The organism is Geodermatophilus amargosae, assembly GCF_900116515.1.
Taxonomy (GTDB): Bacteria; Actinomycetota; Actinomycetes; order Mycobacteriales; family Geodermatophilaceae; genus Geodermatophilus; species Geodermatophilus amargosae.
In genome coordinates this window covers 20,989-47,523 of sequence record NZ_FPBA01000014.1, presented here as the reverse complement: position 1 = coordinate 47,523, position 26,535 = coordinate 20,989, and the positions used below count along the sequence as shown (strand labels likewise).

Genomic DNA, 26,535 nt, shown 5'->3' with positions numbered 1-26,535 from the left:
ATTCAGCCGGCCCCGTAGGCGCCAAAGGCACACCAGTGGACGAACTGGCGCGGGTCGGCGGTGTCCAGCCGGGTGCGGGCGTCGTGCAGCGCGTCGGCCACGGTCCGGCCGTCGGCCAGCCCGCAGTGCACCTGCCGCATGAGGTCGACGGACTCGACGTCGCCGACGGCGACCGTGCTCGCCAGGACCCCCGTCGTCCCCCGCGCCAGGAGGGCGCTGACGAACCCGAGCAGTTCGTCCCCGGCGTAGGCGACGTCGGCGGCGGAGTCGCAGGCGGCGAGGACGACCCTCCGGGGCGCGATCCCCCGGCGGTCGAGCTCGTGCACGGTCAGCCGTCCATCGGCCAGCTCCAGGGCGGAGAAGGTCGGGTTGTCCGCGCGCAGCCGACCGTGGCAGGCCAGGTGGGCCAGCCCCGCGCCGGCCAGTGCGTCGGTGGTCGCGGCCACCGTGGCCGCCTCTCCGGCCAGGACGGCCGGCCGCTCGTGGCACCGGCGCACGGCCTCGACCTCGGCGACCGCACCCGGGAGCCGGGGGCCGGCCACGAGCACCACCGCACCGGCGTCCCGCGGCGCGGCGGCCCGCGTGCGTGCCCACAGCGCGGCCGACGGTGCCGTGGTCACCGGCGCGCCGTGCAGCGCCGCCCAGGGCAGGCGGTGGGTCCGCCCGTCTGGCACGACGACCAGCGGCACGTCCGCGGGCACCTCCAGCGGGTGCAGCAGTAGTCCCGCCAGCCGCCGCAGCCCGTGGTCGGCGCTCGCCCGCGCGGCGGCGACCGCGGCCGCCCGGCCGGGGCGGACGAGGCGCCGCAGCGCGAACAGCAGGCTGTCGCACTCGGCCCGTACGGCCCGAGCCGGACCCAGGGGGACCAGGCGACTGCGGCGGCCGTGCAGCACGACGGCGACGAGCTCGTCCCCCACCGTGGCGAACGACGCCAGCGCGCGGCCGTCGAGCCGTCGGCGCAGCTCGCCGGGCGTGCACACGGGTGCCCGGCCGGCCCCCGACCCGGACCGCTGCCACGTGCTGCGCCGCAGGCGGGCCTCCGCGGCGGTCTGGCGGGCGCGCAGCTCCGCCGGCTCCTCGCCGGTGTCGCGCAGCGCCTGGGCCAGCTCGGCATGGACGAGCCGGAGCTCGGCGAGCTCGTCCTGCAGCCCGTCGGACGCCGGCGGCTCGACGCTCAGCAGGGCCGCGGCGCGGGTCTGCTCCATCCAGCCCAGCACCCGCAGCGGGGAGCCGGTGTGCAGCAGCGTCTCGAGCCCGAGGCGGCCGAGCTCCACCCCGTGCCCGGAGGCGAGCGCCCGGAGCTCCGTGGACCCGAGCGCGGCGCGGTGCCGGGCCAGGTCGGCGAGCCCGGCACGGCAGTGCCGCAGGGCGGCGTCGTCCCGGCCGGCCAGCCGCTCGGCGGAGGCGGCGGCGAGGTGCCCGCGCAGGCGCAGCAGCACCGGACCCCGCCGACTGCGGTCCCGCGCCGTCTCCAGGCAGCGCCGGGCGACCCGGGGGCGCCCCAGCCGCGCGGCCAGCCGGCCGGCGGCCAGGTGCGCGGCCGCCGCGACCGACGGCGTGCCCGACCGGTCGAGGTACCCGGCGGCCCGCGCCGCGCGCCGCACCATCTGCACGTCGGCGGTCCCGTCGAGGAGGGCTGCCTCGGCGGCGAGCACGGTGGCCCGGGCAGCCCAGGCGGTGCGGCGCTGCCGGCGGAACAGCCGCTCGGCCTCGTCGGCGGCGAACCGCGCCGCCCCGGCGTCCCCGGCGAGCAGCGCGGTCTGCGCCACGGTCAGCCGGGCCTCGGCGGCGAGGAGCAGGACGCCCTGGGCGTCGAGGTCGGCCGCGGCGCGACCGGCCAGGTCCCGCGCCTCCGGCAGCAGCCGCAGCTCGGCGAGGACGTCGGCGTACTCCATGTGGTACTCGCCCAGCGGCACGCCGGTCTCGGTGAACAGCTCCGTCGCGCGGTCGAGCTGGGACAGCGCCTCCGCGAGCCGTCCGCTCTGGGCCAGGACGAGCCCGCGGTTGTGTGCCACGAACGCGTACATCGAGGGCCCGATCCCGGCGGCGAGCTCCTCGGCGCGGTCGAGGTGCCGCAGGCTCTCGTCGAACCGTCCCCGGGAGGCGGCCACCAGGGCGAGGTTGTTGGCCGCGCTCCCCCGGTTGTCCAGCGTCGCGGCCGGGTCGGCGACGACGCGGCGGTAGGACGCGGCCGCCGGCTCCAGCCGCCCGAGGTTGTGCAGCAGCACGGCGCGCATGAACTCGGCCTCGGGGACCGCCCGGCCGTCGCCGGCCACGGCCCGGTCCAGGTCGCGCAGCGCGACGGCGACCTGACCGAGCTCGAGGGCGACCGCCGCCCGCGTGACGTGCAGCTCGGCGAGCCGGTGGGCGAGCCCGGCCCGCCGGGCCAGCCGGACCGCCTCGTCGAGCAGCCGCAGGGCCTGCCGGTTCTCCCGCCGGGCCCGAGCCGCCCAGGCCACCGCCCGCAGGCCGACCACCAGCGCCTCGCGGTCAGCGGCGCTGCGGGCCGCCTCGACGACGTCGGCCGCGGCCCGGTCGAAGCGCCGCGGGTCCCCGACGACCCCGTCGTAGGCCTGCTGCGCGCGTATCAGGAGGGAGCCGCTCGGCTCTTCCCGTGTGACGCCGGTCATCGGGACGATTCTGCTCCGGACCCGGCACATCGAGGAGGAGATTTCCGATGGCGGATGCCCACCAGTTCCGGCCGGTTCCCCCGGAACGGCGTTCCCGGGAACAGATCGACGCCCAGCGCCTCGCGGTCAGGGAGCAGATCGCCGCCTGGCTCGCCGACACGGCCACCGAGGACGCGCGTCGGGCGGACCGGGTGGGTGCGCTCACCGACCTGCAGGAGCGCAGCAGCGGACTCGGGCCGGCGCGGATCCAGCTCGACGAGGACGGGATCGCCGTCACCCCGAACCGGCTGGTCGTGCGCCGTGACGACGTCCCTCGGGTCGTCGCTGAGCTCCAGGCCCGGTACTACGCGCCGCAGACGGTGTCCGTCCCCGGGCTCGACGGACTCCGCGTGCTCACGACCGTCGGCGCGGGCGCACGGAGCCTGCGCGCATCCGGAGCCGTGGCCCGGGCCGTGGCCGGCGACCGGGCAGCGCCCAGTCACGTCTCCCTGCTCGGTGCCATCCGGAAGGCCGCAGGTGGCCCGGAGCCCTCCGGGCCGGGCGGGACCGGCCTGTGGGACTTCCCTCCCGCGGAGGCGGAGCAGGGCGGCCCGCGCATCGCGGTCATCGACAACGGGGTGAGCGCCGAGCAGCGCGCCGACGGCTGGCTGAGCGGGCTCGCCCGTACCGACAACCTCGACCCGCTCGACGTCGTCCCGGCGGACGCCTATCTCGACCGCGCGGCGGGACACGGCACCTTCGCCGCCGGCATCGTGCAACAGGTCGCGCCCGGAGCGGACGTGCTCGTGCTGCGCGCGCTCAACACCGAAGGTGACGGCGACGAGGTGGACGTCGCGCGGGAGATCGTCCGCGCGGCGCAGGACGGCGCGGAGGTCGTCAACCTGTCCCTGGGCTTCCTCACGGCGGGCGACCGGCCGCCGCTCGCGATCGAGGAGGCGCTCCGCACGGCGATCGCGATCGCCGAGGCGGAGGGCCGTCACCTGCTCGTCGTCTGCGCCGCCGGCAACTACGGCGACCGCAACCCGTGCTGGCCCGCGGCCTTCTCCGCCGTCCCCGGGTTCGAGCGGCACGTGGTCTCCGTGGCCGCGCTGCGCCTGGACGACGCGGACGAGCGTCAGGTCGTCGGCGCAGAGTGGTCCACGCACGGCGACTGGGTGACCTGCTCCACCCTGGGCCAGGGCGTGGTCTCGACGTACGTGGTCGGCCGGGAGGCGCCGGCATCGGACCTGCTCGACCCGGACACCTTCGGGCCCAACTCGTGGGCCACCTGGAGCGGGACCTCCTTCGCGGCACCCCAGGTGGCGGGCGCGGTGGTCCAGATGGTGCGGGACGGGCGGGCGGCGACGGCCCGGGAGGCGCTCGACACCCTCCTCGACGAGGCGCGCAAGCACTCCGAGACCGAGAACGGGGCGCCCACCCTGGACGGCTACGGCGTCCCCCTGCGGATCCTGCCCGTCTGAGCCCTCGACCCCTCCGAGGACCGGTCTCCCGGGACCCGCTACCGGGAGACCGGTCCTCAGCACGCGGGCCGCGCCCGGTGCACGGCGACGGTCGCCGCGCCGGCGCACGGCGGGACCGCCTCCGCGGCCAGCCGCCACAGGTCACCCCGGTCGAGGACGGCCTCGCCCCAGGTGTCGAAGCACCGGGCGCCGGCGACGAGCAGCGCCTTGGCGGCGGCGATCCGCCGCTCCACGAGGTCCAGCCGGCACCGGACCGGGCAGTCCGGTCGCAACCCCGGCCCCTGCCGACCCGGGAGGGCCCGGATCCCGCCGAGGGGCACCTGCCGCTCGCGCAGCACCAGCCCGGCCAGGGGGGCGAGGACGTCGGCGGCGAACTGCGGCAGGTACTCGTCCGCGAAGCGCGCCGCGGCGTCCGCGGCCCGGTCGGCCTGCAGTGCGGAGGGCCGATCGCCGTCGGCCACGCACAGGTCGGTGCCACGCCCGAACGAGCGGTCCAGCCGGAAGGCGTTCTGCAGGTGGACGAGGCCGGTGAGGGCGCCGGCCCAGGCGTCGTGCAGTGCCCGGGCCCGGACCAGGACGGGGCGCGTCAGCGGCCCGATGTCGGTGGTCCCGAGGACGTTCCGCAGCCCCTGGCCGTCGGTGTGCGCACGGCCGAAGGCACTCGTGGCGTCGAGCCCGGCGTGCGCCCGCAGCACCGCCGGTCCGCCGGGGTGGCGGCGCAGGAACCCGGTCACGTCGTGTACTCGGCCGTCGATGGCGACCCACCAGCCGTGCTCGCCGTCGTTGTGCTCGGCGAGGTCGGCCACCGAGATCCCCCGGCCGGTCGGGCGCACGGGCCTGCCGACCGGAGGACGAACTACCCGCCCGGAGCCCCGCTCGCCGCGGGACCCGGTGAGGGCGCTGTCGACCGTCTGCCAGGTCAGCTCCCGTGGCGACCCCGCGAAGCCGCCGATGGTCAGGCCCCGCCCGACCATGAAGGCGACGGCGAGGTACCCCGAGACCCTGCGCCGGTGCCGGCCGAGGAAGCCGTCCGTCCCGGCGTACGCCTCCCGTGCCGCCTCGAACGAGGCCACGAGGTCCGGCCGGGACCGCGAGGCGAGGTACCCGGGCACCGGGACCTCCTCGACGGCGTCCAGGAACCGGCGCCAGTGCGGCGGGTAGCTGCGACGGTGGAGCAGGATCTCCCGGCCCAGCTGGCTGTCGTGTCGCCGCCTGCCGAGGAAGGCGTCGAGCAGGTTGAAGACCGGGGACGCCGTGCCGCTCGGCCCGAGGACGCCGGCGGCGAAGGGCACCGCGAGCGGGGCCACCGTCTTCGCCCAGACGACCGGGTCGACGTGGGTGCGGCCGCCGGGGCGCGGATCGATGAGCCGCAGCGCCCGGGTCGCGGTCCCCAGCACGGCCGCGACCGTGTCGAGCGCATCGCGCAGCGCCTCGGCGTCGTCGTCGAGCACTGCCGCCTGGGCGTCGACGACCGCTCCGACGAGCGGCGCACAGCGCGCCAGGATCTCGACCTGCGTGAGGTAGAAGACGCGCTCCTCCTCGTCGTCGACGACCGGCACGAGCAGGCGGAGGTCGTCCGACACGAGCGGGAGGGCGTTCCGACCGTCGGTGGACCGCCAGTTGTGCACGATGAGGTCCGGATAGGCCAGCACGGGTTCGGGTGAGCGCCCCAGCCGGCGACGGACCTCCGCCCAGGGCCCGGCGATGCTCGCGGGGAGGCCGGCGGGCTGTGGCGCGCGGCAGTGCACGTAGGCGTGGCCGAGGAGACCCAGCACCGTGGCCGCGCGCTGCAGGGCGGCGTCGGGGAGCACATCCGGGCCGGCGGACAGCACGGGCAGCCGGTCCAGCGCCTCGCGGACGGCGAGGTCGCGGAAGAGGGCCGGCAGCCGAGCCGCTGCCTCGTCCCATCCGGCGTGGCTCTCCGGCAGGCAGAGCAGCGGTGGGCGGGTGGGCAGGAAGCCACGGTCCGCGGACAGCGGGCCGAGGTTCTCGTGGCCCAGACGCGCGCTGGCCTCCTGCGCGGAGGCGAGCACCCGCGCGGCGGGTGGGGTCCGGTGCGCACCCATGGCGGCTCCTCGGGTAGCGGCCCGGAGGCGACCGGCGGGCCGCCTCGACGGGTGGATCCGTGCTCTCCCGACCAGAGACCCCTGACGTCGACGCTGATACGCACCGACCTGCACCCCGGGACCCGAACGCCTGTCACGTCGCCAGGGCACCGGTGCGGCGCGCTCGACGGCCCGCCCTCAGGCGGCCCGGATCGTGGCCGCATCGAGGGGCCTCGTGGTCCGCCGCCGCCGGAAGATCGGGTGACGCTGCGGTGACGGCCCCCCGACGACGCTGACCGGCGACCCAGAACAGGCCGCTCACCTCACGCCGGAGGTCGGATCCCCATGACCACCACGCCCGCGGTGCCGCCCGCACCGGTCGCCGTCTGCTCGTTCATCCCCGACTACGTCCTCCGCAACGTCGCCGAACGCGGTGGCGACGACGATCGCCGGGCGGCGCTCCAGGCCCTGGCGACGTCGGGGACGATGCGCTCGCTGCGCGTGCAGGCGGAGGCACGCCGGTCGGTCCTGCCGAGGTCGGCGATGCCGGAGATCACCACCGCACTGGCGCCGCCGACGAAGGAACGGCTCATCCGGGATGCGGAGAACACGGCGAACCTGCGTGGGCCGATCATCCGGACCGAGGCCGGACCGGCGAGTGCCGACGAGACGGCCGAGGCGGCCTTCGAGCGCCTCGGCGCCACGTGGGACTTCTACTTCCAGGTGTTCGCGCGCAACTCCATCGACAAGGCCGGCATGCCGATCGAGGGCGTCGTCCACTACCGCCGGGGTTACGACAACGCGCTGTGGAACGGCACGCAGATGATCTTCGGCGACGGCAGCGGACGGCTCTTCACCGGTCTGGCGCACTCGCTGACGGTGTGCGCCCACGAGGTCAGCCACGGCGTGGTGCAGTACGACGGGCCGCTGGTCTACCAGGGGCAGTCGGGCGCGCTCAACGAGTCGATGGCCGACGTCCTCGGCGTGCTCGTGGAGCAGTGGTCGCTGGACCAGCCCGTCGGACAGGCCGACTGGCTCGTGGGGCGCGAGATCCTCGCACCCGGGGTGACCGGCAAGGCACTGCGCTCGCTCGCCGAACCCGGCACCGCCTACGACGACGACGTGCTCGGCCGGGACCCACAGCCCGGTCACATGGACGGCTACGTCGAGACCGACGAGGACAACGGGGGCGTGCACATCAACTCCGGCATCCCCAACCGGGCGTTCACCCTGGTCGCGCAGCGCCTGGGGGGCAGGGCCTGGGAGGACGCCGGTCGGATCTGGTATGCCTCGCTGGGACACGAACGGCTGCTGCCGACCGCGACGTTCCGCCAGTTCGCCCGCATCACCAGGTACGTGGCATCGACGTTGTTCGGCGCCGGCAGCCGACAGGTGTCGGCCGTCGAGGAGGCCTGGGATGGCGTCGGAGTCCAGCTCTGAGCACGTACGCGTGCACTTCCGGCGCAGCGGGGGCCTCTTCGCGGGCAACCGCCTCGAGGTCGACGTCGGCCGGGAGGACCTCGACCCGGCCGCCGCCGAGGCCCTCGACCGGGTGCTCGACGGGCCCCGGCCGGAGGCCCCGCCCGCCCCGGCCGGCGCGGCCGACGGCTACCAGTACGACCTCACCGTCCGCCGCGGCGAGGAGGTCGTGTCCCTGCGCCTCGACGAGAGCGGACTGCCGCCCGAGCTGGTCCCGCTGGTCGACGCGCTCGAGCAGCGGGCCCTCGACCGTCGAGGGTGACCCCCCGCAGCTCCAGTCGTGAGGAGCGACGATGAGCTCTCTGACCGGCACGGTCGCGTTCTTCGACCTCGGCGGCACACTGGCCTCCGTCGCCCTCTCCCCGGACGGGGACCGGATCGCGGACCTCACCGTCTACGCCGACGTCCCCGAGGTGCTCGCAGACCTCCGGCGGCGCGGCGCCCGGGGGGGGATCGTCTCGGATCCCGGTCCCGTCCCCCACGAGGAGGTCGACCGGGCTCTCGAGGAGGCCGGCCTCCGGAGCCTCCTCGACCCCGACCTCCTCGTCTACGACCGCAAGGACTCCCCGGGCGTCTTCGAGCAGGCCGTGGCGCGGGCCGGCGCGGTGGACCGCGCCCTCTTCGTCGGCGAGGACGCCGGCGAACGGGCACACGCCCTGCGGGCCGGGTTGCTGGTGGCGCCGCACCCACGGCTGGCGGTCGCCGTGCTCGAGGGAGACCACCTGCGCTACCTCCGGGTGAGCGTGCCCCCGGCCCACGCCGGCGAGGACTGGCGGGCCGCGCTCGGCGACCTGCCGCTGCTCCCCCTCCACGTCACCGGCCGGACCGGCACCACGGTCCACGCCATCGGGACGACGTCGGCCGCCGCGCGCCTCGGCGACCTGGGGTTGGAGGTGGACCGTCTCGGCGCCGAGGACGAGCCGCTCACGGCGGACCTGTACCTGCTGCGCGACGACCGCCGGGTCGACAGCGGCTTCCTCGTCCCTGACGGCGACCGGCGACCCCCGTCCGCGACGGCTCCCGCCGCACCCGCCGTCCTCGCCGCCACGGACGACGGCCTCCTCGTCGCCGTCCCCGCCGGCCGGTCGGTCGAGGCGTTCCACGGCGGCGCCACCCGGCACGGACACGACCTGAAGCTGTCGCCGATCGCCTGGCCGGCCGGAGCCGACCGCACCGGGACGGGCCTGGCGGCGGCCCCGGCGGCCGCCGTCCCGGCCACGGTCACGCCCGCGGAGCGGGAGGTCCTCGACGCCGGGATCCGGCCGGAGCACCTCACCGAGCACCTCGCGCGCTACACCGGAGCCGCGCCGGCTCGCGGAGGCGGCGCGGTGATCACCAGCCGGCACGTCCGGCACCCGGACAACCGCGCGGCCGTCACCGCCCTCGTCGCCGACCTGGCGCGGATCGGCCGGGGTCGGTTCCTCGTCCGCCGGCACGCCTTCCCGCACGAGGGACGGCGGCCGGAGAACGTCGAGGCGGAGTTCCCCGGCCGCGGGCTGGACGGCGTCGTGCTGGTGACCGCGCACATGGACTCCACCGGGGCCCGGCAACCGGACTACCGGCCCGAGGCCGACCCCGCTCCCGGCGCGGACGACGACGCCAGCGGGGTCGCCGGGGTCCTCGCTGCCGCGGAGGTGTTCGGCACGCTGGACGGCGCCTCGGGTGCGCCTCGGCGGACCGTGCGGTTCGTCCTGTTCAACGCCGAGGAGCAGGGCCTGGTGGGCAGCTCCGCCTACGCCCGGGACCAGGCCCGCCTGGGCACCCCGATCGTCGCCGTCCTGCAGATGGACATGATCGGCTGGGACTCGGGGTCCGGGCGGACCTTCGAGCTGCACGCCGGCTTCAGCGGCTCGCAGGCGGTGCAGCAGCGGTCACTGGCCCTCGCCCGGACCGTCGCCGCGCTGGTCGCGCAGGTCTCCCCCGCGTTGCCGGCTCCCCAGCTCTACCCGCACGACGGCGAGGTGGACCCGGGCGAGGCGCGCAGCGACCACCACAGCTTCCAGGCCGTCGGCTACCCCGCCTGCCTGGTGTCGGAGGACCTGTTCGCCGGTCCCGGGCCCAGTGCCCCGCCGGCCGACATGAACCCGCAGTACCACCTGCCGTCCGACGTCTCGATCGACGCGGGGTACGCGGCGGACATCGCCCGTCTGGTGACCGCCGCCGCCTGGGTCACCGCCACGCGCTGACGGCCACCCACCCGATCAGGTCGGCTCGGACCGGGGCCGTGGCACCGCGTTCCGCGCCGACGGCCCGGGGGTCCTGCCCCTGGCGGGCGGAGTGCAGGACCCCGAGGGATGCGTCGATGCCGCCGGGTGGCGGCCCTGCCGGCTCGGCGTCCGCGCCAGGGCCTCACCGAAGCCCTGCGCGTACCAGAGGGGGGCGTTCAGGACGACCCCGGCCGGTGCGGCCCCTCCCGCGGTGCCCCACACGAGGGCGGCGAAGCGCTCGGGGTCGAGCCCCCGGCACCACGGGCCGACCGACGCCGGCCCGAGGTCGACGGCGAGGTCGGCCTCGAGGTCGGCCTCGAGGTCGGCCGCTTGGCACCCGTCGGCGCGGCCCAGTGCGTGGGCCGTCTCGAGGGCGCGCCGGTACGACGACGGCGACTCCTGCTGGTGCACGGTCACGGCCGGCCTCCAGGACTTCTCGGGAGGTGCCCGCGGACCCGGGGAGGAGCCGCGGCGGTCACACAGAGGAGTCAGCAGCCGGGACGCCTGATACGGACGGAGCCGCCCTCGACGGTCCCGTACTCGATCCCGACGGCGGAGACGTCCGGGTCTGCCAGCGGCGCTGCGCCTCCGTCCCGCAGGAGCCGGCCGAGCGTGGTGAGCAGCTCCCCGGCCGGCAGGCGCGCCGGTCGGCTCCTCCCGTGCACCCGCACGCCGGTCGTGTCGGTGGACACCGGGAGCCTCCTCGGGTCGATGGGACGGTGTCGACGAGCCGGTCGATGGGCAGGTGGGCTGCTGCCGGCACGGGGCCGGGCACCGGTCCGGCGCGTCCTGCGGTGGAGCTCAGAGCTCCGTGGTCGCCCGGTCATGCGCGGAGCGCCCCGGCCGTCGCGGCGGCGGCCACCGGACGGGGCCGCGCGACGCGCGTCGTGCCCGGGGCACCGGCCGTCGCAGGCACCTGCCACCGGGACACCAGCTCCTGCATCTGCAGGGTGGGCGGGACGCCGAGCTCCCGCAGGAGCAGGTCCCGGAAGGTGGCGTGAGCCCGCATCGCCTCGGCGAGGTTGCCCTCGGCGAGGTGGATCCGCACGACGGTGCGGTGGGCGCTCTCGCGCAGCGGTTCGGCCCGGATCGCCAGGTGCGCGGCCTGGAGCGCCTCGGCATGCCGGCCGGCCGTGCAGAGGCGGGTCGCCACGGTCTCCAGGGCGTGCAGCCGCAACTGGTGCAGCCGGTCCCGCTCCAGGAGGACCCAGTCGTCGTACCAGCCCGGGAGCAGGTCGCCGAGGAGGTCCGGGCGCGGCAGCGAGACCCGGTCGGCCTCGGTCCGGGGGTCGCACACCAGCTCGGCCCACGTGGTCATCTCGTGCACGTCGATCCGGACGCCGACGGCCAGGCGGAGCGTGTCGTGCGACGCGTCGACGAGCTCGGGGGCGGACCGGCGTAGCCGCCACAGCGCGGACCGCAGGCTGGCCTGGGCCCTGTCCTCCGGGACGTCGGGCCACAGGTCGCCGGAGACCGCGGCACGTGCCGGCCGGCCGGCCAGGCACACGTGGGCCACGACACGCTGCACGGACCGGGGCAGCTCCTCCGGAACCGGCTGGCCCGCAGCCCGGCCGGCCCGGACGGAGAACCCGTCGAGCAGCGTGACTCGCGATCCGCTCTGCGCGCTCGTGAGCAGTGTCTGGTCCATCCGCGTTCCCCGATCACGAGTGAGGACGTCGGCCAGAGGAGGTACGCGCGGACGTCGCTGATACCGGGGCGGTGAGAACGGGGACACGGGGGAGGCGGAGCGGGTCAGCCGCTGCCGTGCGCCATCCCGGGCGCCTCCGGAGGGACGTGGGGCGTGGGCGTCGGCCGCACGTCGTCGGCGCAGGGCCGGAGGCCGGCGGACAGGGCGGTCGTGGACGGGTGGGGCGCGGCACCCGGCGTGTCCGCGAGCGCCCGACGGAACGACTCGTAGGCGCGGCGCGCCTCGGCCACGTCGCGCCCCGCCACGCGAGCGCTGACGACGAGTCAGCGGGCGCTCTCGCGGAGCGGTTCCCCGTGGACCGCGGCACGGGCGGCCTTGACCGCCAGGCCGGACCGCCCGGTGCGGATGAGCTCCGTCGGCCCAGCGCCTCCAGCGCGTGTTCCCGCAGTTGACGCAGTCGTTCCCGCTCGAGCGGCACCCGGGGCTCGTGCCATCCGGGGAGGAGCTCTCCCCCGGAGTGCCTCGCCGGGCATCGAGACGTCGAGCCGGCCGCGGCCGGCCGGTCGCTCCGGTGCGCCGCCCGGGTCGGTGCCTGCGCGCCACCTCGGACGTCCCCCGGCGTCCGGGCCCAGCACCGCCCCGGTCCGGGTCGCGATGCTCCTCCCCCAGCGCCCGTGCGAGGCTGGTGCTCGGCCGGCGGACCGCTCGGATGCCGGCAGGTGAGCCGGAGGGGCGGTCGCCCGAGACATGACATCGTTGCTCGACTCGAACCGTCCCCTGCCCCTCGGACGTTCCTCCGCATCGGCCGTCCGCTGACCACCGCGGCGCGCAGGCCCGAGGGCGCATCCCCAGGGGCGTCCGTGTCCTTCGCCGACCTGGGTCGGCCGTTCGTCATCGCCCACCGCGGCGGATCCCTGCAGGTGCCCGAGCACACGATGGAGGGCTATCGGGTCGCGGTGGGCCAGGGCCTCGACGTCATCGAGCAGGACGTGTCGACACTCGCCGACGGCGGTCTCGGCGTCATGCACGACGGCACCGTGGACCGTATGACCACCTCCAGCGGGAACGTCGCGGATCACACGTCGGTGTCCTGGAAACAGCTCGGCATCGACGCCTCGGTCACCCTCGGCGGAGGCTGGCCCGACGGACTGCGTCCTCCGTTGTTCGAGGAGGTGCTCACCGAGTTCGGGAACCGCGTGCTCCTCTGCGCCGAGGCCAAGAGCATCGATGCGATGGGCCCGATGATCGCCGCCCTCGAGCGACGCGGTGTCAGCCGGGCGTCCGTGCTGCTCCAGTCCTTCGCCCTCGCCGACTGCCGGCTGGCGCGCTCGCGGGGGTGGGACGTCATCTGGCTCGGCAGCACCGACATCGCCCGGGCGGCGGCCGACGGCATCGGCTGGATCGGCCCAGAGGCGGGCCACGTCAGCTCGACGGTCTGCACGGCGGCACACGCGGCGGGGATCGAGGTGGCCTGCTACACGGTGAACCGCCGACACCAGCGGGATGCCGTCATCGCCGATGGCGTGGACGCGATCTTCTCCGACGACCCCCTGTACATCGCTGGGGACGCGGGCCGCCGCGCCTCGGACCTGTTCGCCCGTCAGGTCTGGCTGCCCGGGATGCTGCCGGACACCGGCCGCGGCCGGTTCTACCCGGACGACTCCTCCTGGGGCTTCGACGTCTCCGACACCGTCACCTCCACGCTCATGGGCTTCCTCGCACCACCGGACCCGGAGACGTTCACGCTGCACCTCGACGTGCGGGTGGAGCAGACGTGCGCGGACAGCCGCCGGTGCTGCGGGTCGGTCTTCCTGAGCACCGACGACCACCCGTACCGACCCACGTCCGGCCCGTCGCCCGGCGCCGACGGGTACCTCTTCCTCCTGCGGGGAGACGGCACCCTGGACGTCCATCGGGTCGTCGAGGGTGTCGCCACCACGCTGGCGTCCTCGACGGGGAGAACGGCACCGACGACGGGCACCTACGTCCAGCTGCGGATCACCGTCACCGGCTCGGAGGTCTCCTTCACGCGCACGGACACCCCCAGCGAGACCCTGACCGTGGCGGACACCACCTACCGACCCGTGCCCGTCGTCCACCTCGGCAGCGCGTTCGCCGGGGTGCGCTTCAAGAACGTGGTGTTCGCATGACCGACTCACACGAACGCCCGGGCCACGGCACCGCCGACCCGGACGGCTACCTCATCGAGCAGGCGCCGGAGGGCTACAGGTGGACGTGCCGCGCTGACGGCCGCACCGCGGGGCCGTTTCCCAGTCGCGAGGAAGCCGTCGTCTCCGCCGAGGTGGACCGGACCGCCTGATGCACCGAGGGTCTGGTGTGCGCGAGCCCGGCGGCTCCGTGGTCGTTGGCCTGGCCGACCGCGCCGACACCGGCGGTCGGCACGAACCCGGCGAACGCGCGGAACCGCCCGTGCTGCCGGTCGGCCGGAGCGGGGACGGTGACGGTGACCGACCGCTCGTGGAGACCGGACCGCAGCACACCAGGGGGCTGCTGCCCTGAGGGCCCGGGCGGCTGCTCTGTCCGTCCCGTCCCGGTCGAGCCGCCGGCACGCCTGACAGCTCAGGGCAGCGCGGCCTCGCAGACGAGCCACAGCACCTCGGCGTGCTGACGGCCGTCGCGGCCCACAGGTGCGTCCTCCGGGAGGACGGCGTTCAGCTGCCACCAGCCGACGTAGGCCGCGACCGCGACGGCCGCGCGGCGCCGGGCCTCTGCTCGCGGCATGCCGGTGCTGTGCAGTTCCCCGGCGACGAAGTCGATGCGCCGGGAGGTGACCCGGCGGACGGCGGCGGCGACCTCGGGGTGGGCGATGTCGCGGAACAGCTGGGCGACCGGATCCGGGCCTTCCCGGTGGGTCAGGACGAGGGTGAGCAGGACCCGCAACCGCTCGCGCGGCTCCTCCAGGTTGCCCAGCTCGTCGATCACGGCGCTCGTCTGCTCGGCCTCCCACAGCTCGAGGGCGGCCCGGACGAGCTCCCCCCGATCGGAGAAGTGCCAGTAGAAGCTGCCCTTGGTGGCGCCGAGGGCAGCGGCGAGCGGCTCGACGGCGACAGCGGCGACCCCCCCGGCGGTGAGCGCCCGCAGCCCTGCCGTGGCCCACGCCTCACGCGACAGACGTTGACGGGGCGGCATGACCGTACGGTAGCGTACGGGAAGCTCCATACGGCAGCGTACGGAAAGCAGGGTGGGTCATGCGCAACATCCACGAACGGCACGTCGCGGCCTCGGCCGAGCGAGTGGGGGCAGTGCTCGAGACCCTCGCTACCGACCACGACCAGGTGTGGCCGGGCGCGACCTGGGCGCCGATGGTGCTCGACCGCGGTCTCGAGCCGGGATCGCGCGGCGGGCACGACGGGATCCGGTACACCGTGACGGCGCACGAAGCGGGACGCCTGGTGGAGTTCGCCTTCGACCGGACGACCGGCATCGACGGCACCCACGCCTTCACCGTGGTCGACCTGGGCGACGGCGCATCCCTCATGCGTCACGTGCTCGAGGGCCGGGCGCACGGCGCGATGGTCCTGCTCTGGCCGCTGGCGGTGCGCTGGGCGCACGACGCCCTGGTCGAGGATGCCTTCGACCTCGTCGAGGCTGCCCTCGGCGTGGGCCCGACGGTGACCGCTCGGTGGTCCCCCTGGATCCGGCTGCTGCGCACGGCACTGCCCGCGGCCACCGACCGGGCCGACGTGCGCCAGGTGGAGACACCGGCCGGACTCATCAGCGCGGCGGGGCTCCCCCGCGTCGACTTCACCGACACCTTCGCCCTGCGCCTGCCGCCGGGATCCAGCCGCGACGTCGAGGACTGGCACCGCGCGCTCGTCAGTGCAGGCAACCCCGCCTGGGTGGCCGCCCTGATGACCGTGCGGAACCGCGTGGCGCAGTGGCTGGGTCTGGACACCGCGGGAGGGTCGAGCGACACCTCTCCGTTCACGTTGCTCACGCGGATCGGCGACACCCTCGTCGTCGGCGCCGACGACGAGCACCTCGACTTCCGCGGCGTCCTGCGCGTGGTCGGTGACGACCTGCAGTGCGCCACCGTCGTGCACGAGCACAACGCCATCGGCAGGGCGTACTTCACCGTCGTGAAGCCGTTCCACCGACGGATCGTGCCGACCCTGCTCCGGCGTGCCCGGTCCGGGGCGCCCGGATGACGCCTCCACCGGCCGCCGAGGGAGCCGACGTGGACGGACCGTCCGTCCTGGTCATCGGCGCCGGGTACGCCGGCGCGACGGCCACGAACAGATCGTCGGCCTGACCGAGCCGCGTGGAAGCGGATCGAGTCCGGGCCACGGTGGTGAACCCACGACCCGCGACCCGAGTTCGCCGAACGCCGGATCGACGCAGATGTCGGGCCCTGGGGCCCCGCCCCACGCGGCGGCCCCCTTGGAGCGCCGCCACCTGCGACACCAGGAACGCCACGACGATCGTCAGCCCGCAGGCCAGCTCCGCTGACGCCAGGCGGGCTGCGAGGAGAGCGGCCGCGGCGCGCGCTCCGACGCCCTGGTCCCCCGACTCCTGCGCCGACGCGAGGATGTCGCGCAGCTCCCCGTCCTCCGCACGCTGCGTGGCCGGCAGGCAGGCCGCGAGCGTCGCCCCCTCCCCGGCTCGCGAGGCCTCGTACCACCGGGTCGCCGCGTCCGGGAGGCTCCGGGCAGCCTCCCTCGAGGGGCGGACCTGCACGTCGTCGGCTCGTTCTCGTCACCCGGCATCCCGTGTCCAGCCGCCAGGACGGCGGTCGATACGGCGGCGAGGCCCACCGCTCGATGCCGGCGGTCCGGGCCCGGGGCGCGGCACACGTCGAAGGCGGCTCGCCAGTGACCGTCGTCGGTGCGCACGCCTGGTCCGCGTGTGCGGCGGCTGCTGGCACCTGCTCGTGCTCCCCCGGACGGCGGGCGCCGCGGAACGCTCCGGCGTCGAGGCCGGCGCAGGTCGCCACCCGCCCGTCATCGGCTGCGGGGACCTCGTGCCGACGGTCGGCCCGCCGATGGCCGTGCGCACCTCCGGCGATCGGCGCGAGTTCCTCGAGCGCACAGCCGATGACGGTGCGTCCTCCTCCCGAGTTCCTCGGAAGGCTCCGAGGGACTGCGCGGCGGTCACACCCGCGTCGTCAGGCCCTGCCGTAGCTCGTCCATGGCCTGCGCGAGGGTCACCCGCGGCACCCAGCCCCACCTGCGTGCGCGGTCGGTGAGCAGCCGGCCGGTCCAGACCGGCTCGTCGGTCCACTCGGGCGCGACGCCCAGCGCTCCGGTCACCGTGCCGAGGTAGTCCCGCCACGTCGCAGGCTCACCCGCGACGATCACCGGAGTCGTGCCGCCGGCCACGGGGCCCCGCTCGGGATCGTCGGCGGTCGCCACGGCGCCGGTGGCGACGTCCGCGACGAACGCCGCGAGGTCGTCCACGTGCACCCAGGCCCAGGTCTGCTCCGGGTTCGCCCGGCGCTCGCCGTCGCGGACCGCCTGCGGCCGGAGCGTGTTCCACACCGACGTCTCGCCGGCGCCCAGGATCGCCGGCGGGCGGACCAGCACGGTCGTGAGCCCGCCGACCTGCGCCAGCGCGGCGTCGGCGGCGTTCTTGGTGTCGGCGTAGGCGCCGCTGCCCTCGGGCGCGAGGACGCCGTCCTCGGCCACGTCGCCGACGCCGGCCGAGCGGTCGTAGACCCCGGCGGTGGACAGGTGCACGAACCGGGCGACGCCGGCGTCGCGGGCGGCCCGCGCGAGGACCGGTGTGCCCTCGACGGCCACCCGGTGCTGCACCTCCCGGGACGAGCCCATCGGGTGGACCGTCGTGACGACCGCGTCGGCGCCGTCGGTGACCGCGCGGGCGAGGTCCTCGTCGGCGAAGTCGCCGATGTGCTCGGTGACCCCGTCGAGCGCAGGGGCGCTGCCGGCGCGGCGCACGACGGCGCGCACCCGCGCCGAGCGCTCGACGAGCGCCCGGCACACCGCGGCGCCCACCAGTCCGTTCGCACCGGTCACCACGACGACGGGAGAGGGAGCGGCCATGTCGTCCACAGTGCCAGCGACCACACGATGGCGCCCGCTGCCCGACACGTCGTCACAGCGTCGGGCCCCCTGACCGCCCGGGACCCACCCGGCCGGACGGTCGGCCTCCAGCGGGCGGCGCTCTGCGCCCCGGGGCGTGGGCGCATGGACTTCGTCGCATCCCCGGACACCGACCCGAATCCCCACGGTGCTCGGACCATCGGGGGTCCTGAGCGAGTCGCCCTCGGTCACAGCACTGCCCCGGTGTCCCTACAGGTCACGAGCCCGGGGCGCCTCCATCTGCGTCGCTGCCGGATCCATCCGCCTCGCGGTTCAGATGTCGGGGCTGTACGTCGCGATGAACTCCGCGTACCGGCGCGCGCCGGTGCCCGAAGACACGTCACCGATCCGCAGCACGGTCAGCCCGAGGTACCCCCACGTCTCGAAGGCCTCGTTGATGTTGTCCCAGCCCTCGTCGGATCCGACCCCGCCGGCGAGCGCGTTCTCGCCCTTGAGCTCGACGCCGGCGCGGAACGCGTAGTCGCCGATCCACTGCACGAGGGTCTGGGCCAGCGAGTACGCCTCCGGACCGGGCTGGTCGTCCATCTCGAGCGCGGTGAAGTGCATGACCACCTCGCGCGGGCCCCTGTCGAAGCGGTTGGCCAGTTCGACGATCCGCTGGTAGCCGTGGCCGGTCGCCCAGGAGTCGAGGTCGACGCTGGTCTGGATCAGGCCGGTGGTCACCTCGGTGGCCCGCGGGTGGACCGGGTGGGTCATCTGCCAGTGGATGCCCGGGACCTTGTAGCCGATGTCGGCCTCGGGGAAGTCCCTGCCCAGCGCGCGGATGACCGTCCGCAGCACCCGCTCGCCGTGGTCGACCAGGGAGCCGTTGTACCAGTCCACGAAGTCGCGGCCGTACTGCGTGTCCAGGTACGCCCGGCTGGTGAAGAACGCCTCGGCGTCCGCGGGCGGGCCGATCTGGTCCGCCGACCCGAGGTCGGTGCCCCAGGCGCTGTTGACCGCCTCCAGTGAGCCGTACCGGTACAGCATCTGCTGCTGGAAGTCGCGCACGGCCAGCGGGGAGTACGCCTGCAGGGCGCCCCGCGTCGGGTAGCCGGTGCCCTCGTCGTGCTGGTTGTAGGAGGGGTAGCGCAGCTCACCGGACGGGCCGAGTGAGACGTTGACCTCCACCACCTCGTCGGCGTACACGTCCCCGTACTGCCGCTCGAACGCCCGGGTGAAGTCCCGGTACTCGTTCATCACCACCCGGTCGGCCCAGCCCTGCACGCTCTCGGGGCTGTGGTTGCCCTGCTCGCTCCGGTGCTGGAGCCCGGTCGGGCCGAGCTCGACGCCTCGGTACGTCCGGTCGGCGTACTTCGTCCACAACCACGACGGCAGCAGGCTGGTGTAGTCGTCACCGACGTTGCCGCCGGCCTGGTGGAAGGACAGGATCGGCGCGAGCTCCAGCCCCTTGGACGTGATCACCTCGAAGACCTGGTCGTAGTAGCTCCAGTCGAACCGGTTGTCGGCCGCACCCTCGACGTCGCCCCACCACACGTCGACGCTCACCGCGTCCACGCCGTAGGCGGCCACGGTCTCGAGGTCGGCCTCGAACGCCGCCCAGTCGGTCACCTTCAGCGGTGCCATGACGTTGGCGGTGAACTCCGGGTCGTCCAGCGCCACGGGTCCGGGCGGCACGGGGCCGTCCGCAGGAGTGGCCTGGGCGGTACCGGCGCCGGATAGGAGCAGACTCAGGACGGCCAGCGTGACTGTGGCGTGCCTCACACCAGCCATGCTGCCAGCGCGTCGCTCCGCATCCCAGGGGAGTTCCCGGTCGGCATCGTCCGCTCGGCGTGTCCAACCGGACGCGCGGTCTCGACCGCCGTCGACCTGCGCTCGCTGCAGGCCCGGCGTTGCTCGGGTGGGCCGACTGACGCGTCCCCACGGTCGTCGTGCACGGCACCGCGGACACGCCCCGGTCCTGAGCGGACGCCGCGGGGTACCGACTCGCGACCGGGCACCTCCTGCCACACGCGTCCGACCCCGGACCGCCCGCCTCCACCCGTCCGCCGAGGAGAGCCCATGACCACCATCCCGGCCGATCGCGCCGCCCGTCCGGTCACCGTCGTCGGTGCCGGCACCCTCGGGCGCCGGATCGCCCTGGTGTTCAGCACCCGCGGCGGGACGACCCGGATCGTCGACCCCTCCGCCGAGGCCCGCACCGCGGCGGTCGACTACGTCCGCACGACCCTGCCGGAGGTCCTGGCGACCGTCGACGGCGGCAGCGCGGGCACGGTGGAGGCCCATGACGACCTCGCCACCGCCGTCCGGGGAGCCTGGCTGGTGGTCGAGGCGGTGCCCGAACGCCTGGACCTGAAGGTGCAGCTGTTCGGGGACCTCGACCGGCTCGCCGACGACGACGCGATCCTCGCCAGCAACTCCTCCTCGCACCCGAGCCGCCGGTTCCTCGACCGCGTGCGCCGGCCCGAGCGGGTGCTGAACATGCACTTCTACATGCCACCGCGGATGAACGCGGTCGACCTGATGTCCAGCGGGCACACCGACCGGGCGGTGCTGGACCTGCTGCTCGCTGAGCTGCCCCGCTTCGGTGTCCACCCGTTCGAGGCCCGCCGCGAGAGCACCGGGTTCATCTACAACCGGGTCTGGGCCGCCATCAAGCGCGAGGCGCTCGCGGTGGTCGCCGAGGGCGTGACCACGCCGGAGGAGTTCGACCGCATGTGGGTGCTCAACACGGGCACCCGGAGTGGACCGTTCCGGATGATGGACCACGTCGGCCTCGACGTCGTCCTGGACATCGAGGACCACTACGCCGCGGAGAACCCCCACCTGCCGGCCGCCCCGCGGGAGTTGCTGCACCGGTACGTCGACGCCGGCCACCTCGGCGCGAAGAGCGGGCGCGGCTTCTACGACGACTACCCCGCCCCCACTCCTGGGCAGACGTGAGCCGGCAGACGTGAGCCGGCGGACACGGTCCGTCTGAGCCTCGCTCGTTCCACTCCGGTCATCGACCGGATCACAGGCGCTCCCGGCACCCGATCCGGGCGAGCACGTCGCCACCGACTGCACGTCCACAGCGCCCCCGACCGGCCACATCGCGGACGGCGAGCTCGCTGGTCCAGCCGCCGGTCGCGGTGCCGGGCGTAGCGTCGGGTTGCCGGTCCCTCCTCGTTCACTGCCCTATGGCAGCGCCGGGACCGACGTACCACTATCCCGCCGCTCTGCGGTGGAGTCAGGCCGTTCGCCATGACCTCCCCCCTGCTCCTGACCACGACCTCCGCCGACCTCCGGGACCTCGAGCAGGCGTCGTCACCCGACGCCGCGTGCGGCGTGTGCCCGCACGTCCGTGCCGACCACGACGCGATCGCGGCGCGGTTCTGCTCGGCAACGGGCAACGGCGCCATCGCGCGAGGGTGCGTCTGCCGGTCCTGACCAGACGTCGTCGGGTCGTCACTGGAGACCACCTCGCTGATCCGGTCGATCGCCCGCAGTTGCCGGTGGCCGCACGGCGGGACACGGGACGCGGGCTCTGACGTGTCGGGCGCCTGCAGCGCTGTCGGCCGGCACCACGTCCGGCGTCGGCGGCACTGCCGGAGCGCAGGACCACGCGGCACACAGCTCCCGCACCCGGCGCCCGGCGACTCCTCGGACGGGTCTGCAGCGGCGCCGCCGGCCGAAGGGGCGAGCGACGGGCCTCCACGGCGTGCTCGTCGGGCCACCACGGCGGGCCGCCGTGGGAGGCCCTGACCCCCGGCCCTCTCCGGGTGACCGCCGGGTCGGGCACCATCCGGCCGTGGACCCCGAGCAGCTGCTGCGGACGGCAGCCGACCGGCTGGACGCGCTGGCCGCGCGGACGACTCCTGGCGACTGGCGGACCGCCGGACTGCTGGCGACCCGCCCCGAGGTGGTCGCGCACTCCCCCGAGGGGAGCACCCAGCACGTGGCCGAGGCGCGGGCCGGCACCGCTGCGTGGATCGCGACTGTGTCCCCCGCGTTGGCCGCGCCTCTGGCGAGCTGGCTGCGGGCCGCGGCGACGCACGAGCCGATCGACCCGGCGGCCGAGGCCTTCGCGAGGGCACTGCTCGCGAGGCTGTGATGACCCAGCGGGTCCTCGCCGCCGGTGGCTCCTGGAACCGGCCTGGCCGTCAGCCGCCGGCGGCCAGACGTCGGCCCATCTGCTCGTGCACGGCCCGGATCCCCTGCAAGGGCCGCATCATGACGCGGAACTCGACGATCCGGCCCGCGTCGTCGCACCGGATGATGTCGACGCCGTTCACGTACCTGCCCTCCACGCTCGTCTCGAACTCGAGCACCGCGGTGTCCCCGGAGAGGACCTGCTTCGTGTACTGGAAGGCCCCCTCGGCCCCACCGACCAAGGTCCGGGACGCTGCCTCGAGGTACTGCGTCGTGATGGGCTTCCCGCGCTGCGGCGTGTAGACCACCGGCGAGTAGAAGACGACGTCGTCGGCGAGCAGTTCGTCGAGACCGCCGGGGAGCTCCCCTCCCAGGTACCGGTGCCAGCGGGCGATCGCGTCGTCGATCACGGAGCCTCCTCGTCGTCCCCAGCGGCGCGCGGTCGCGCCCCGGCACGGATCCTGCCCCTCGGGGACGGCCTGCGGTCGCCGACCGCGGGGCCCTCGTGCCCAGGACGTCGGTCCGGTCCGACACAGCGCGTCGCTCCTCCCCGCTGCTACGCGAGGTTCAACTGCCACGAGACGCCGAAGCGGTCGTTCACCCAGCCGAAGCGGCGGCTGAAGCCGTAGTCGTCCAGCGGCATCAGCACGCCACCGCCGTCGGAGAGGCCCGCGAACCGCCGGTCGAGCTCCTCGGCCGATGCGACGTCGACGAAGACCGAGAACGACGGTGTGAAGGTGAAGTCGTGCACCGGGGGCTGTCGAAGCAGCGGAACACCTGGCCGGCGATGGAGAAGGTGGCCTGCTGCACCGTCCCCTCCACGCCCGTCCCGTCCGCCCCGAACCGGGTGGGGCTCAGGACGCGCGCGTCGTCGAAGAGCGACGTGTAGAGCTCGATGGCGCGCTCCGCGTCGCCCGTGGACATCAGGAAGGAGGTCACCTGCTCCGGCATGGCGGGGGGGCTAGCCCGAACCGCCGACGGGCCGGCCATGGCGACAGGAGTCCTGAGGGGACCGGCACCGCGTGCCGGCACCGGGTCGGATCCGCTCGGGTGTGTTGCTGCGAGGGTCCGGATCCCCCTGCCTCGATCCCACGCCGGGTGGGCCGGCACACATCGGAGACCGCCACCGACCGCTGTGCCGCGCTAGCCTCCCCCATGGCGACCCGGCGTGCGCTGCTCCTGATCGCCGACATCGGCGGCTACACGGAGTACATGCAGTACCACCGGAGCATGCTGGGGCACGCGGAGGCGGCCACGAGACGCATGCTCGACAAGATCGTCGGAGCCGCGCGGGACTTCGACCTGATCGAGATCGAGGGCGACGCGGCCTTCCTCTCGCGCGACGCCGAGGGACTGGACGGAGCGGCAACGCTGTCCGCCGTCACCCGTGCGGCCGTCGCGATGCACCGCGCGTTCCACACGCAGCGCCGGCTCGTCGAGCTGAACCTGTGCCCCTGTCAGAGCTGCACGCAGACCAGCGACCTGAAGCTGAAGTTCGTCGCGCACGTCGGCGACGTCGCGACCCAGACGATCAGGCGCCGGAAAAAGCTCGTCGGCATGGACGTGATCTACGTCCACCGCCTGCTCAAGAACTCCGTCACGGTGCCGGAGTACCTCCTGGTCTCCGACGACCTCTTCCGCAACGGTGGCACCGCCTCCGCCGAGCTGGTGGCCCAGGAGGTCGCGCAGGACCTCGAGGGCATCGGGCGGGTGCAGACCTTCTACGTCGACGTCGAGGACATCCCCGCACCGCTTGCGCCCGCGTCGGAGCCGTCGTTCCTCGTGCGCATCGGCGCCACCCTCGACATGGTCGGGCGGGGCCTCCCGCACGTCCTCCCCCGTCGGCACCCACGGTCACTCGCCGCGGCCGGCTGAGGCCTCGTCGTCGAGGAGGAACGAGTCCAGCTCCCGCTCCGGCAGGACCTGGATGAAGTACTCGACGCCGAACATCTCGCGGAGGATCGAGTCGGGGAACATCGTCGGGTCGATCGGGTACTGGGAGCGATGGGCGGCCGTCGCCCGGATCTTGTGGCCGACGAAGTCCGAGACGTCGATGCAGGTGCTCACCCTGGCGTCGATCCGATCCCCTGACGGCAGCGTCCTCGTCAGCAGCGGGAGCGCCTGGTCCCGGTGTCCGTCGACGGAGAGGGGCCCGGACGCCAGGAACGTCAGGCTCGTGACGTCGTCCAGGGCCACCACGTGCGCGTTGCGCGGCCGGCCTGTGGCGATGCCCTCCTCCCCGATGAACTCCCCCGGTCCGGACCGGTCGACGACCCGCACGCGACCGTCCGCACCCTCGCGCCGGATCTCCACGGAACCGGACAGGAGGAAGTGCATCACCGTGGCCTCCTCACCCTGTTCGACGAGGTAGGACCCGGCCGGGTACCACTCGACGCTGACGAAGTCGGCCGCGTATCCCAGCGCTGCCGTCTCGCGCGAGAAGACCGACAGTGCGCGGACGAACTCCCTGGTGCCCTTGAAGCGGGTCGTCAGCTCGACGACCCACGCGGCCAGACGGTCGCGCAGCAGCATGCCGCTGCGCGGCAGGTGGCAGTGGAAGAGCCGGGGCGACGTGGCCGAACGCAGCCGGTAGCAGGCCGCGGTGACCGCTGCTCCGACGGCCACGTGGTCGGGGTGACCGGAGAACCCATCGGGCCCGAACGTGATCACCACGTCGGGATCGAACTCGGTGATGAGCTCCGACGCCTGCTCGAGCAGGGGCTCACCGCCGACCTCGGAGAGGCCGCCGTCCGGATGGTCGAGACAGCGCGTCAGGGTGAGCCCGAGTTCCTTGCCGGCCGCGTCGAGTTCCCGCTCCCGAACCGCCCTCAGGGTCGCCCGGGTCGCGACGCCGGCGTCTCGGATCTGGCCCGCTCCACCCTTGGTGAGCGCGACCACACTGACCTCGGCGCCTGATCTCGCGTACTTGGCGAGGGTGCCGCCGGCACAAATCGTCTCGTCGTCCGGATGGGCGAAGACCCCCAGCAGACGCGGAGGCCTCCCACCGAGGCGATTCACCGACATGTCGTGCGCCAACCGATTCCCGTCGAGTCCACCGCCGGCAGTTCCGAGGGGGACCTGTCGATCGGGCCGGCCGGTCGAGGGCGCACCGTACCGTCTCGCCGCGCGGGCTGGCCACGTCCGAGTCGACGTCCGTGGCCCGGTTCCGCTGTTAGCGTGCGCGCCGTGCCGGGTTCCTACCGCGAGGCCTGGGCATCGGTGACCCGCAATCGCAACCTCCGGCTCGCGCAGCTGTCGTCGCTGTCGGCCTGGACGGGCGAGTTCCTGTTCCTGTCGGCGATGACGGTGTACGCCTTCGACCAGGACGGCGCGGCCGGTGTGGGCCTCATCGGGTTCCTGCGGGTGCTGCCGGCGACCGTCGCGCTCCCCTGGCTGGGCGCGCTGGCCGACCGGGTCTCGCGCCGCCGGCTGCTGGTGATCTCGTGCGCTCTCCGGGCGCTGACCGCGGCCGGGGCGGCGGCTGCCATCGCGCAGCCGGCGGTGGTGTACACGCTGCTGACCCTCTCGACGGTCTGCCATGCCGCCTACCGGCCGGTGCTCGCCGCCCTGTTCCCCACGCTGTGCACCACACCGGACGAGCTCACGGGGGTGAACGCGGTCCGGGCCATCCTCGACGGTGCGGCCGCGCTCGTCGGCCCCCTCGCCGCGGCCGCGCTGCTCGCGGCGTACGACCCGGCAGCCGCGTTCGTCGCGGTCGCCCTGCTCGCCGGTGCCGCCGGCGTGCTCGCTGCCGGGCTGCGCTACGAGTCGCCGCGCCCGGCGGCAGCCGACGACCAGGGCGACCGGGCCGGTGTCGTCGCCGACGTGGCCGAGGGCCTGCGAGAACTCCGTCGGCACCCACGGGCGCTGGACGTGATCGTGCTGGGTGGCGGGCAGTGCCTGGTCCGCGGAGCGGTGACCGTGCTGGCGGTGGTGGTCGCCGTGCAGGTCACCGACCTGGGCCGCCCGGGGGTCGGGGTCCTCTGGGCGGCGTTCGGGGTCGGCGGGTTCGTGGCGGCGATGGCGTCGATCGGCGCCGCGGGGAGCGCCCGGCTCGGCACGCTGTTCGGTGCCGGGATCGCGATGTGGGGTGTGCCGATCGTCCTCGTCGGCCTGCTGACGGGCAGCTCCGTGGCGGTCGCGGCGTTCGTGGTCATCGGCGCCGCCAACGCCCTCGTCGACGTCGCCGGGTTCACCCTGCTGCAGCGCCTCGTCCCCGACCAGACGCTGGCGCGCGTCCTCGCCCTGACCGAGGCGGTGTTCTCGCTGGCCCTGGCACTCGGCTCCCTGGCGATCCCGTTCGTCCTCACCGCGCTGGGCGACACCGGTGCGCTCGTCGCCACCGGCTGCCTCCTGCCGCTGGCCGTCGCGGTGCGATGGGCCGGACTGCGGGCCATCGATGCCGACATCGGCGTGCGCAAGGACCGGATCGTGCTGCTGCGCCGGGTCGGCATGTTCCGCCTCCTGCCCGTCCCGGCCATCGAGAGCCTGGCGCAACGCCTGGGGCGGTCACGCGTCCCGGCGCAGACCGACGTGTTCCGGAAGGGGGACCCCGGCGACGGGTTCTACGTCATCGAGTCCGGCCGCGTGGCCGTGATCGACGACGGGCGCGAGATCCGCCGGCTGGGCCCCGGTGATGCGTTCGGCGAGATCGCGCTGCTCCGCGCGGTCGCGCGGACGGCGACCGTCCGTGCCCTCGAGGACACCGTGCTCGCCACCCTCAGCGGACCCCAGTTCGTCTCGGCGGTCACCGGCTCCTCCGCCACCTCCTCGACCGCCGAGCAGCTCGTCATCGGCTACCTCTCGGAGGACCGCGAGCGGCACGCGGACCCACCGCGGGCCGACCCCGACCCCGAGCGCGGAACGGCTCCGCCCTGACGGGCTGCGCCCGCTCAGCGGCCGGCGATCGAGCGCC

The 26,535-nt window shown here is 74.8% G+C and carries 23 protein-coding genes and 1 pseudogene; 12 read left to right on the top strand and 12 right to left on the bottom strand.

From position 1 onward, the window contains the following. Nucleotides 1-2: 2 nt before the first annotated feature. Nucleotides 3-2,630, bottom strand: coding sequence for a CHAT domain-containing protein (locus BM414_RS17530; RefSeq protein WP_139245931.1), 2,628 nt, complete (start codon nt 2,628-2,630; stop codon nt 3-5). A gap of 47 nt (nt 2,631-2,677) precedes the next feature. On the opposite strand from BM414_RS17530, the gene BM414_RS17525 reads away from it, so the two are divergent. Next, nucleotides 2,678-4,090, top strand: coding sequence for a S8 family peptidase (locus BM414_RS17525; protein WP_093581364.1), 1,413 nt, complete (start codon nt 2,678-2,680; stop codon nt 4,088-4,090). Between the two features lie 56 nt (nt 4,091-4,146). Here the strand turns inward: BM414_RS17525 and BM414_RS17520 are convergent, their stop codons facing one another. Further along, entirely contained in the window at nt 4,147-6,156 is a 2,010-nt protein-coding gene (locus BM414_RS17520) for a cytochrome b5 domain-containing protein (RefSeq protein ID WP_093581362.1), read from the bottom strand. A 324-nt stretch (nt 6,157-6,480) separates the two neighbouring features. On the opposite strand from BM414_RS17520, the gene BM414_RS17515 reads away from it, so the two are divergent. Genes BM414_RS17515 through BM414_RS17505 form a run of 3 tightly spaced genes read left to right on the top strand, consistent with a single transcriptional unit; the run spans nt 6,481 to nt 9,800 of the window. After that, entirely contained in the window at nt 6,481-7,575 is a 1,095-nt protein-coding gene (locus BM414_RS17515) for a M4 family metallopeptidase (protein WP_093581360.1), read from the top strand. Next, entirely contained in the window at nt 7,553-7,876 is a 324-nt protein-coding gene (locus BM414_RS17510) for a protealysin inhibitor emfourin (RefSeq protein WP_093581358.1), read from the top strand. Before BM414_RS17515 ends, BM414_RS17510 begins: the two co-directional genes overlap by 23 nt. Nucleotides 7,877-7,907: 31 nt before the next feature. Next, entirely contained in the window at nt 7,908-9,800 is a 1,893-nt protein-coding gene (locus BM414_RS17505; protein WP_093581356.1) for a M28 family peptidase, read from the top strand. 15 nt (nt 9,801-9,815) lie between these two features. On the opposite strand, the gene BM414_RS17500 is transcribed toward BM414_RS17505, so the two are convergent. From BM414_RS17500 to BM414_RS17490, 3 genes are all read right to left on the bottom strand, one after another. Then, nucleotides 9,816-10,238 (bottom strand): hypothetical protein, encoded by a 423-nt coding sequence (locus BM414_RS17500; protein ID WP_093581354.1) that lies wholly within the window; start codon nt 10,236-10,238, stop codon nt 9,816-9,818. A 71-nt stretch (nt 10,239-10,309) separates the two neighbouring features. Further along, nucleotides 10,310-10,513, bottom strand: a complete 204-nt coding sequence (locus BM414_RS17495; RefSeq protein ID WP_093581352.1) for a hypothetical protein — start codon at nt 10,511-10,513, stop codon at nt 10,310-10,312. Nucleotides 10,514-10,644: 131 nt separating this feature from the next. Further along, complete coding sequence (locus tag BM414_RS17490; protein WP_245784799.1) at nt 10,645-11,349, bottom strand: AfsR/SARP family transcriptional regulator; 705 nt, start codon at nt 11,347-11,349, stop codon at nt 10,645-10,647. Nucleotides 11,350-12,329: 980 nt separating this feature from the next. Between BM414_RS17490 and BM414_RS17480 the strand changes: the two genes are divergently transcribed. Continuing rightward, nucleotides 12,330-13,619, top strand: coding sequence for a glycerophosphodiester phosphodiesterase (locus tag BM414_RS17480; RefSeq protein ID WP_093581346.1), 1,290 nt, complete (start codon nt 12,330-12,332; stop codon nt 13,617-13,619). Then, nucleotides 13,616-13,789: a hypothetical protein gene (locus BM414_RS29505; protein WP_175551655.1), complete on the top strand. Its 174-nt coding sequence runs from the start codon at nt 13,616-13,618 to the stop codon at nt 13,787-13,789. The genes BM414_RS17480 and BM414_RS29505 overlap by 4 nt, the downstream gene beginning before the upstream one ends. Before the next feature lie 260 nt (nt 13,790-14,049). Here BM414_RS29505 and BM414_RS17470 read toward each other — a convergent pair whose 3' ends face one another. Continuing rightward, entirely contained in the window at nt 14,050-14,619 is a 570-nt protein-coding gene (locus BM414_RS17470) for a TetR/AcrR family transcriptional regulator (protein WP_175551654.1), read from the bottom strand. Between the two features lie 59 nt (nt 14,620-14,678). On the opposite strand from BM414_RS17470, the gene BM414_RS17465 reads away from it, so the two are divergent. Then, the gene (locus BM414_RS17465; protein WP_093581340.1) at nt 14,679-15,638 is read left to right on the top strand and encodes a DUF2867 domain-containing protein; all 960 of its coding nucleotides are present in this window, start codon (nt 14,679-14,681) and stop codon (nt 15,636-15,638) included. Between the two features lie 942 nt (nt 15,639-16,580). Here the strand turns inward: BM414_RS17465 and BM414_RS17455 are convergent. Together BM414_RS17455 and BM414_RS17450 are read right to left on the bottom strand one after the other, a co-directional pair. Further along, nucleotides 16,581-17,489, bottom strand: a complete 909-nt coding sequence (locus BM414_RS17455; RefSeq protein WP_093581518.1) for an NAD-dependent epimerase/dehydratase family protein — start codon at nt 17,487-17,489, stop codon at nt 16,581-16,583. A 312-nt stretch (nt 17,490-17,801) separates the two neighbouring features. Next, nucleotides 17,802-19,166 carry a family 14 glycosylhydrolase gene (locus tag BM414_RS17450; protein ID WP_245784798.1) on the bottom strand — a complete coding sequence of 455 codons (1,365 nt, stop codon included), beginning with the start codon at nt 19,164-19,166 and terminating at the stop codon, nt 17,802-17,804. 384 nt (nt 19,167-19,550) lie between these two features. Here BM414_RS17450 and BM414_RS17445 point away from each other — a divergent pair, with 384 nt between their 5' ends. The 3 genes from BM414_RS17445 (at nt 19,551) to BM414_RS17435 (ending at nt 21,582) form a co-directional block, all read left to right on the top strand. Next, a complete protein-coding gene (locus BM414_RS17445) occupies nt 19,551-20,432 on the top strand; it encodes a 3-hydroxyacyl-CoA dehydrogenase family protein (protein ID WP_093581334.1) in 882 nt (293 codons plus the stop codon). Nucleotides 20,433-20,732: 300 nt separating this feature from the next. Continuing rightward, on the top strand, nt 20,733-20,918 hold the full coding sequence (locus BM414_RS17440; RefSeq protein WP_093581332.1) for an RGCVC family protein: 186 nt from the start codon (nt 20,733-20,735) through the stop codon (nt 20,916-20,918). A gap of 361 nt (nt 20,919-21,279) precedes the next feature. Beyond that, nucleotides 21,280-21,582, top strand: a complete 303-nt coding sequence (locus BM414_RS17435; protein ID WP_093581330.1) for a hypothetical protein — start codon at nt 21,280-21,282, stop codon at nt 21,580-21,582. A gap of 49 nt (nt 21,583-21,631) precedes the next feature. On the opposite strand, the gene BM414_RS17430 is transcribed toward BM414_RS17435, so the two are convergent. The 3 genes and pseudogenes from BM414_RS17430 to BM414_RS31410 all read right to left on the bottom strand — a co-directional run. Further along, the gene (locus BM414_RS17430) at nt 21,632-22,030 is read right to left on the bottom strand and encodes a nuclear transport factor 2 family protein (RefSeq protein WP_093581328.1); all 399 of its coding nucleotides are present in this window, start codon (nt 22,028-22,030) and stop codon (nt 21,632-21,634) included. A gap of 146 nt (nt 22,031-22,176) precedes the next feature. Continuing rightward, nucleotides 22,177-22,371, bottom strand: a complete 195-nt coding sequence (locus tag BM414_RS31415) for a VOC family protein (RefSeq protein ID WP_281246748.1) — start codon at nt 22,369-22,371, stop codon at nt 22,177-22,179. A gap of 62 nt (nt 22,372-22,433) precedes the next feature. After that, nucleotides 22,434-22,544: pseudogene (locus BM414_RS31410) on the bottom strand (VOC family protein); the annotation flags it as partial. A 231-nt stretch (nt 22,545-22,775) separates the two neighbouring features. Here BM414_RS31410 and BM414_RS17420 point away from each other — a divergent pair. Continuing rightward, nucleotides 22,776-23,495 carry a DUF2652 domain-containing protein gene (locus tag BM414_RS17420; RefSeq protein WP_093581326.1) on the top strand — a complete coding sequence of 240 codons (720 nt, stop codon included), beginning with the start codon at nt 22,776-22,778 and terminating at the stop codon, nt 23,493-23,495. Here the strand turns inward: BM414_RS17420 and BM414_RS28525 are convergent. After that, entirely contained in the window at nt 23,475-24,644 is a 1,170-nt protein-coding gene (locus BM414_RS28525) for a PIG-L family deacetylase (RefSeq protein ID WP_139245930.1), read from the bottom strand. The two genes, BM414_RS17420 and BM414_RS28525, sit on opposite strands and share 21 nt — an antisense overlap. Before the next feature lie 162 nt (nt 24,645-24,806). On the opposite strand from BM414_RS28525, the gene BM414_RS17405 reads away from it, so the two are divergent. Continuing rightward, nucleotides 24,807-26,498: a cyclic nucleotide-binding domain-containing protein gene (locus tag BM414_RS17405; protein WP_175551653.1), complete on the top strand. Its 1,692-nt coding sequence runs from the start codon at nt 24,807-24,809 to the stop codon at nt 26,496-26,498. Nucleotides 26,499-26,535: the final 37 nt, after the last annotated feature.

What these genes read in the sequence shown, in the direction of transcription:
- BM414_RS17510 (WP_093581358.1), top strand. Translation starts at nt 7,553, where the DNA reads ATGGCGTCGGAGTCCAGCTCTGAGCACGTACGCGTGCACTTCCGGCGC.
- BM414_RS17470 (WP_175551654.1), bottom strand. Translation starts at nt 14,619, where the DNA reads ATGCCGCCCCGTCAACGTCTGTCGCGTGAGGCGTGGGCCACGGCAGGG.
- BM414_RS29505 (WP_175551655.1), top strand. Translation starts at nt 13,616, where the DNA reads ATGACCGACTCACACGAACGCCCGGGCCACGGCACCGCCGACCCGGAC.
- BM414_RS17515 (WP_093581360.1), top strand. Translation starts at nt 6,481, where the DNA reads ATGACCACCACGCCCGCGGTGCCGCCCGCACCGGTCGCCGTCTGCTCG.
- BM414_RS17420 (WP_093581326.1), top strand. Translation starts at nt 22,776, where the DNA reads ATGGCGACCCGGCGTGCGCTGCTCCTGATCGCCGACATCGGCGGCTAC.
- BM414_RS17440 (WP_093581332.1), top strand. Translation starts at nt 20,733, where the DNA reads ATGACCTCCCCCCTGCTCCTGACCACGACCTCCGCCGACCTCCGGGAC.
- BM414_RS17455 (WP_093581518.1), bottom strand. Translation starts at nt 17,489, where the DNA reads ATGGCCGCTCCCTCTCCCGTCGTCGTGGTGACCGGTGCGAACGGACTG.
- BM414_RS17530 (WP_139245931.1), bottom strand. Translation starts at nt 2,630, where the DNA reads ATGACCGGCGTCACACGGGAAGAGCCGAGCGGCTCCCTCCTGATACGC.
- BM414_RS17525 (WP_093581364.1), top strand. Translation starts at nt 2,678, where the DNA reads ATGGCGGATGCCCACCAGTTCCGGCCGGTTCCCCCGGAACGGCGTTCC.
- BM414_RS17465 (WP_093581340.1), top strand. Translation starts at nt 14,679, where the DNA reads ATGCGCAACATCCACGAACGGCACGTCGCGGCCTCGGCCGAGCGAGTG.
- BM414_RS28525 (WP_139245930.1), bottom strand. Translation starts at nt 24,644, where the DNA reads ATGTCGGTGAATCGCCTCGGTGGGAGGCCTCCGCGTCTGCTGGGGGTC.
- BM414_RS17520 (WP_093581362.1), bottom strand. Translation starts at nt 6,156, where the DNA reads ATGGGTGCGCACCGGACCCCACCCGCCGCGCGGGTGCTCGCCTCCGCG.
- BM414_RS17445 (WP_093581334.1), top strand. Translation starts at nt 19,551, where the DNA reads ATGACCACCATCCCGGCCGATCGCGCCGCCCGTCCGGTCACCGTCGTC.
- BM414_RS17505 (WP_093581356.1), top strand. Translation starts at nt 7,908, where the DNA reads ATGAGCTCTCTGACCGGCACGGTCGCGTTCTTCGACCTCGGCGGCACA.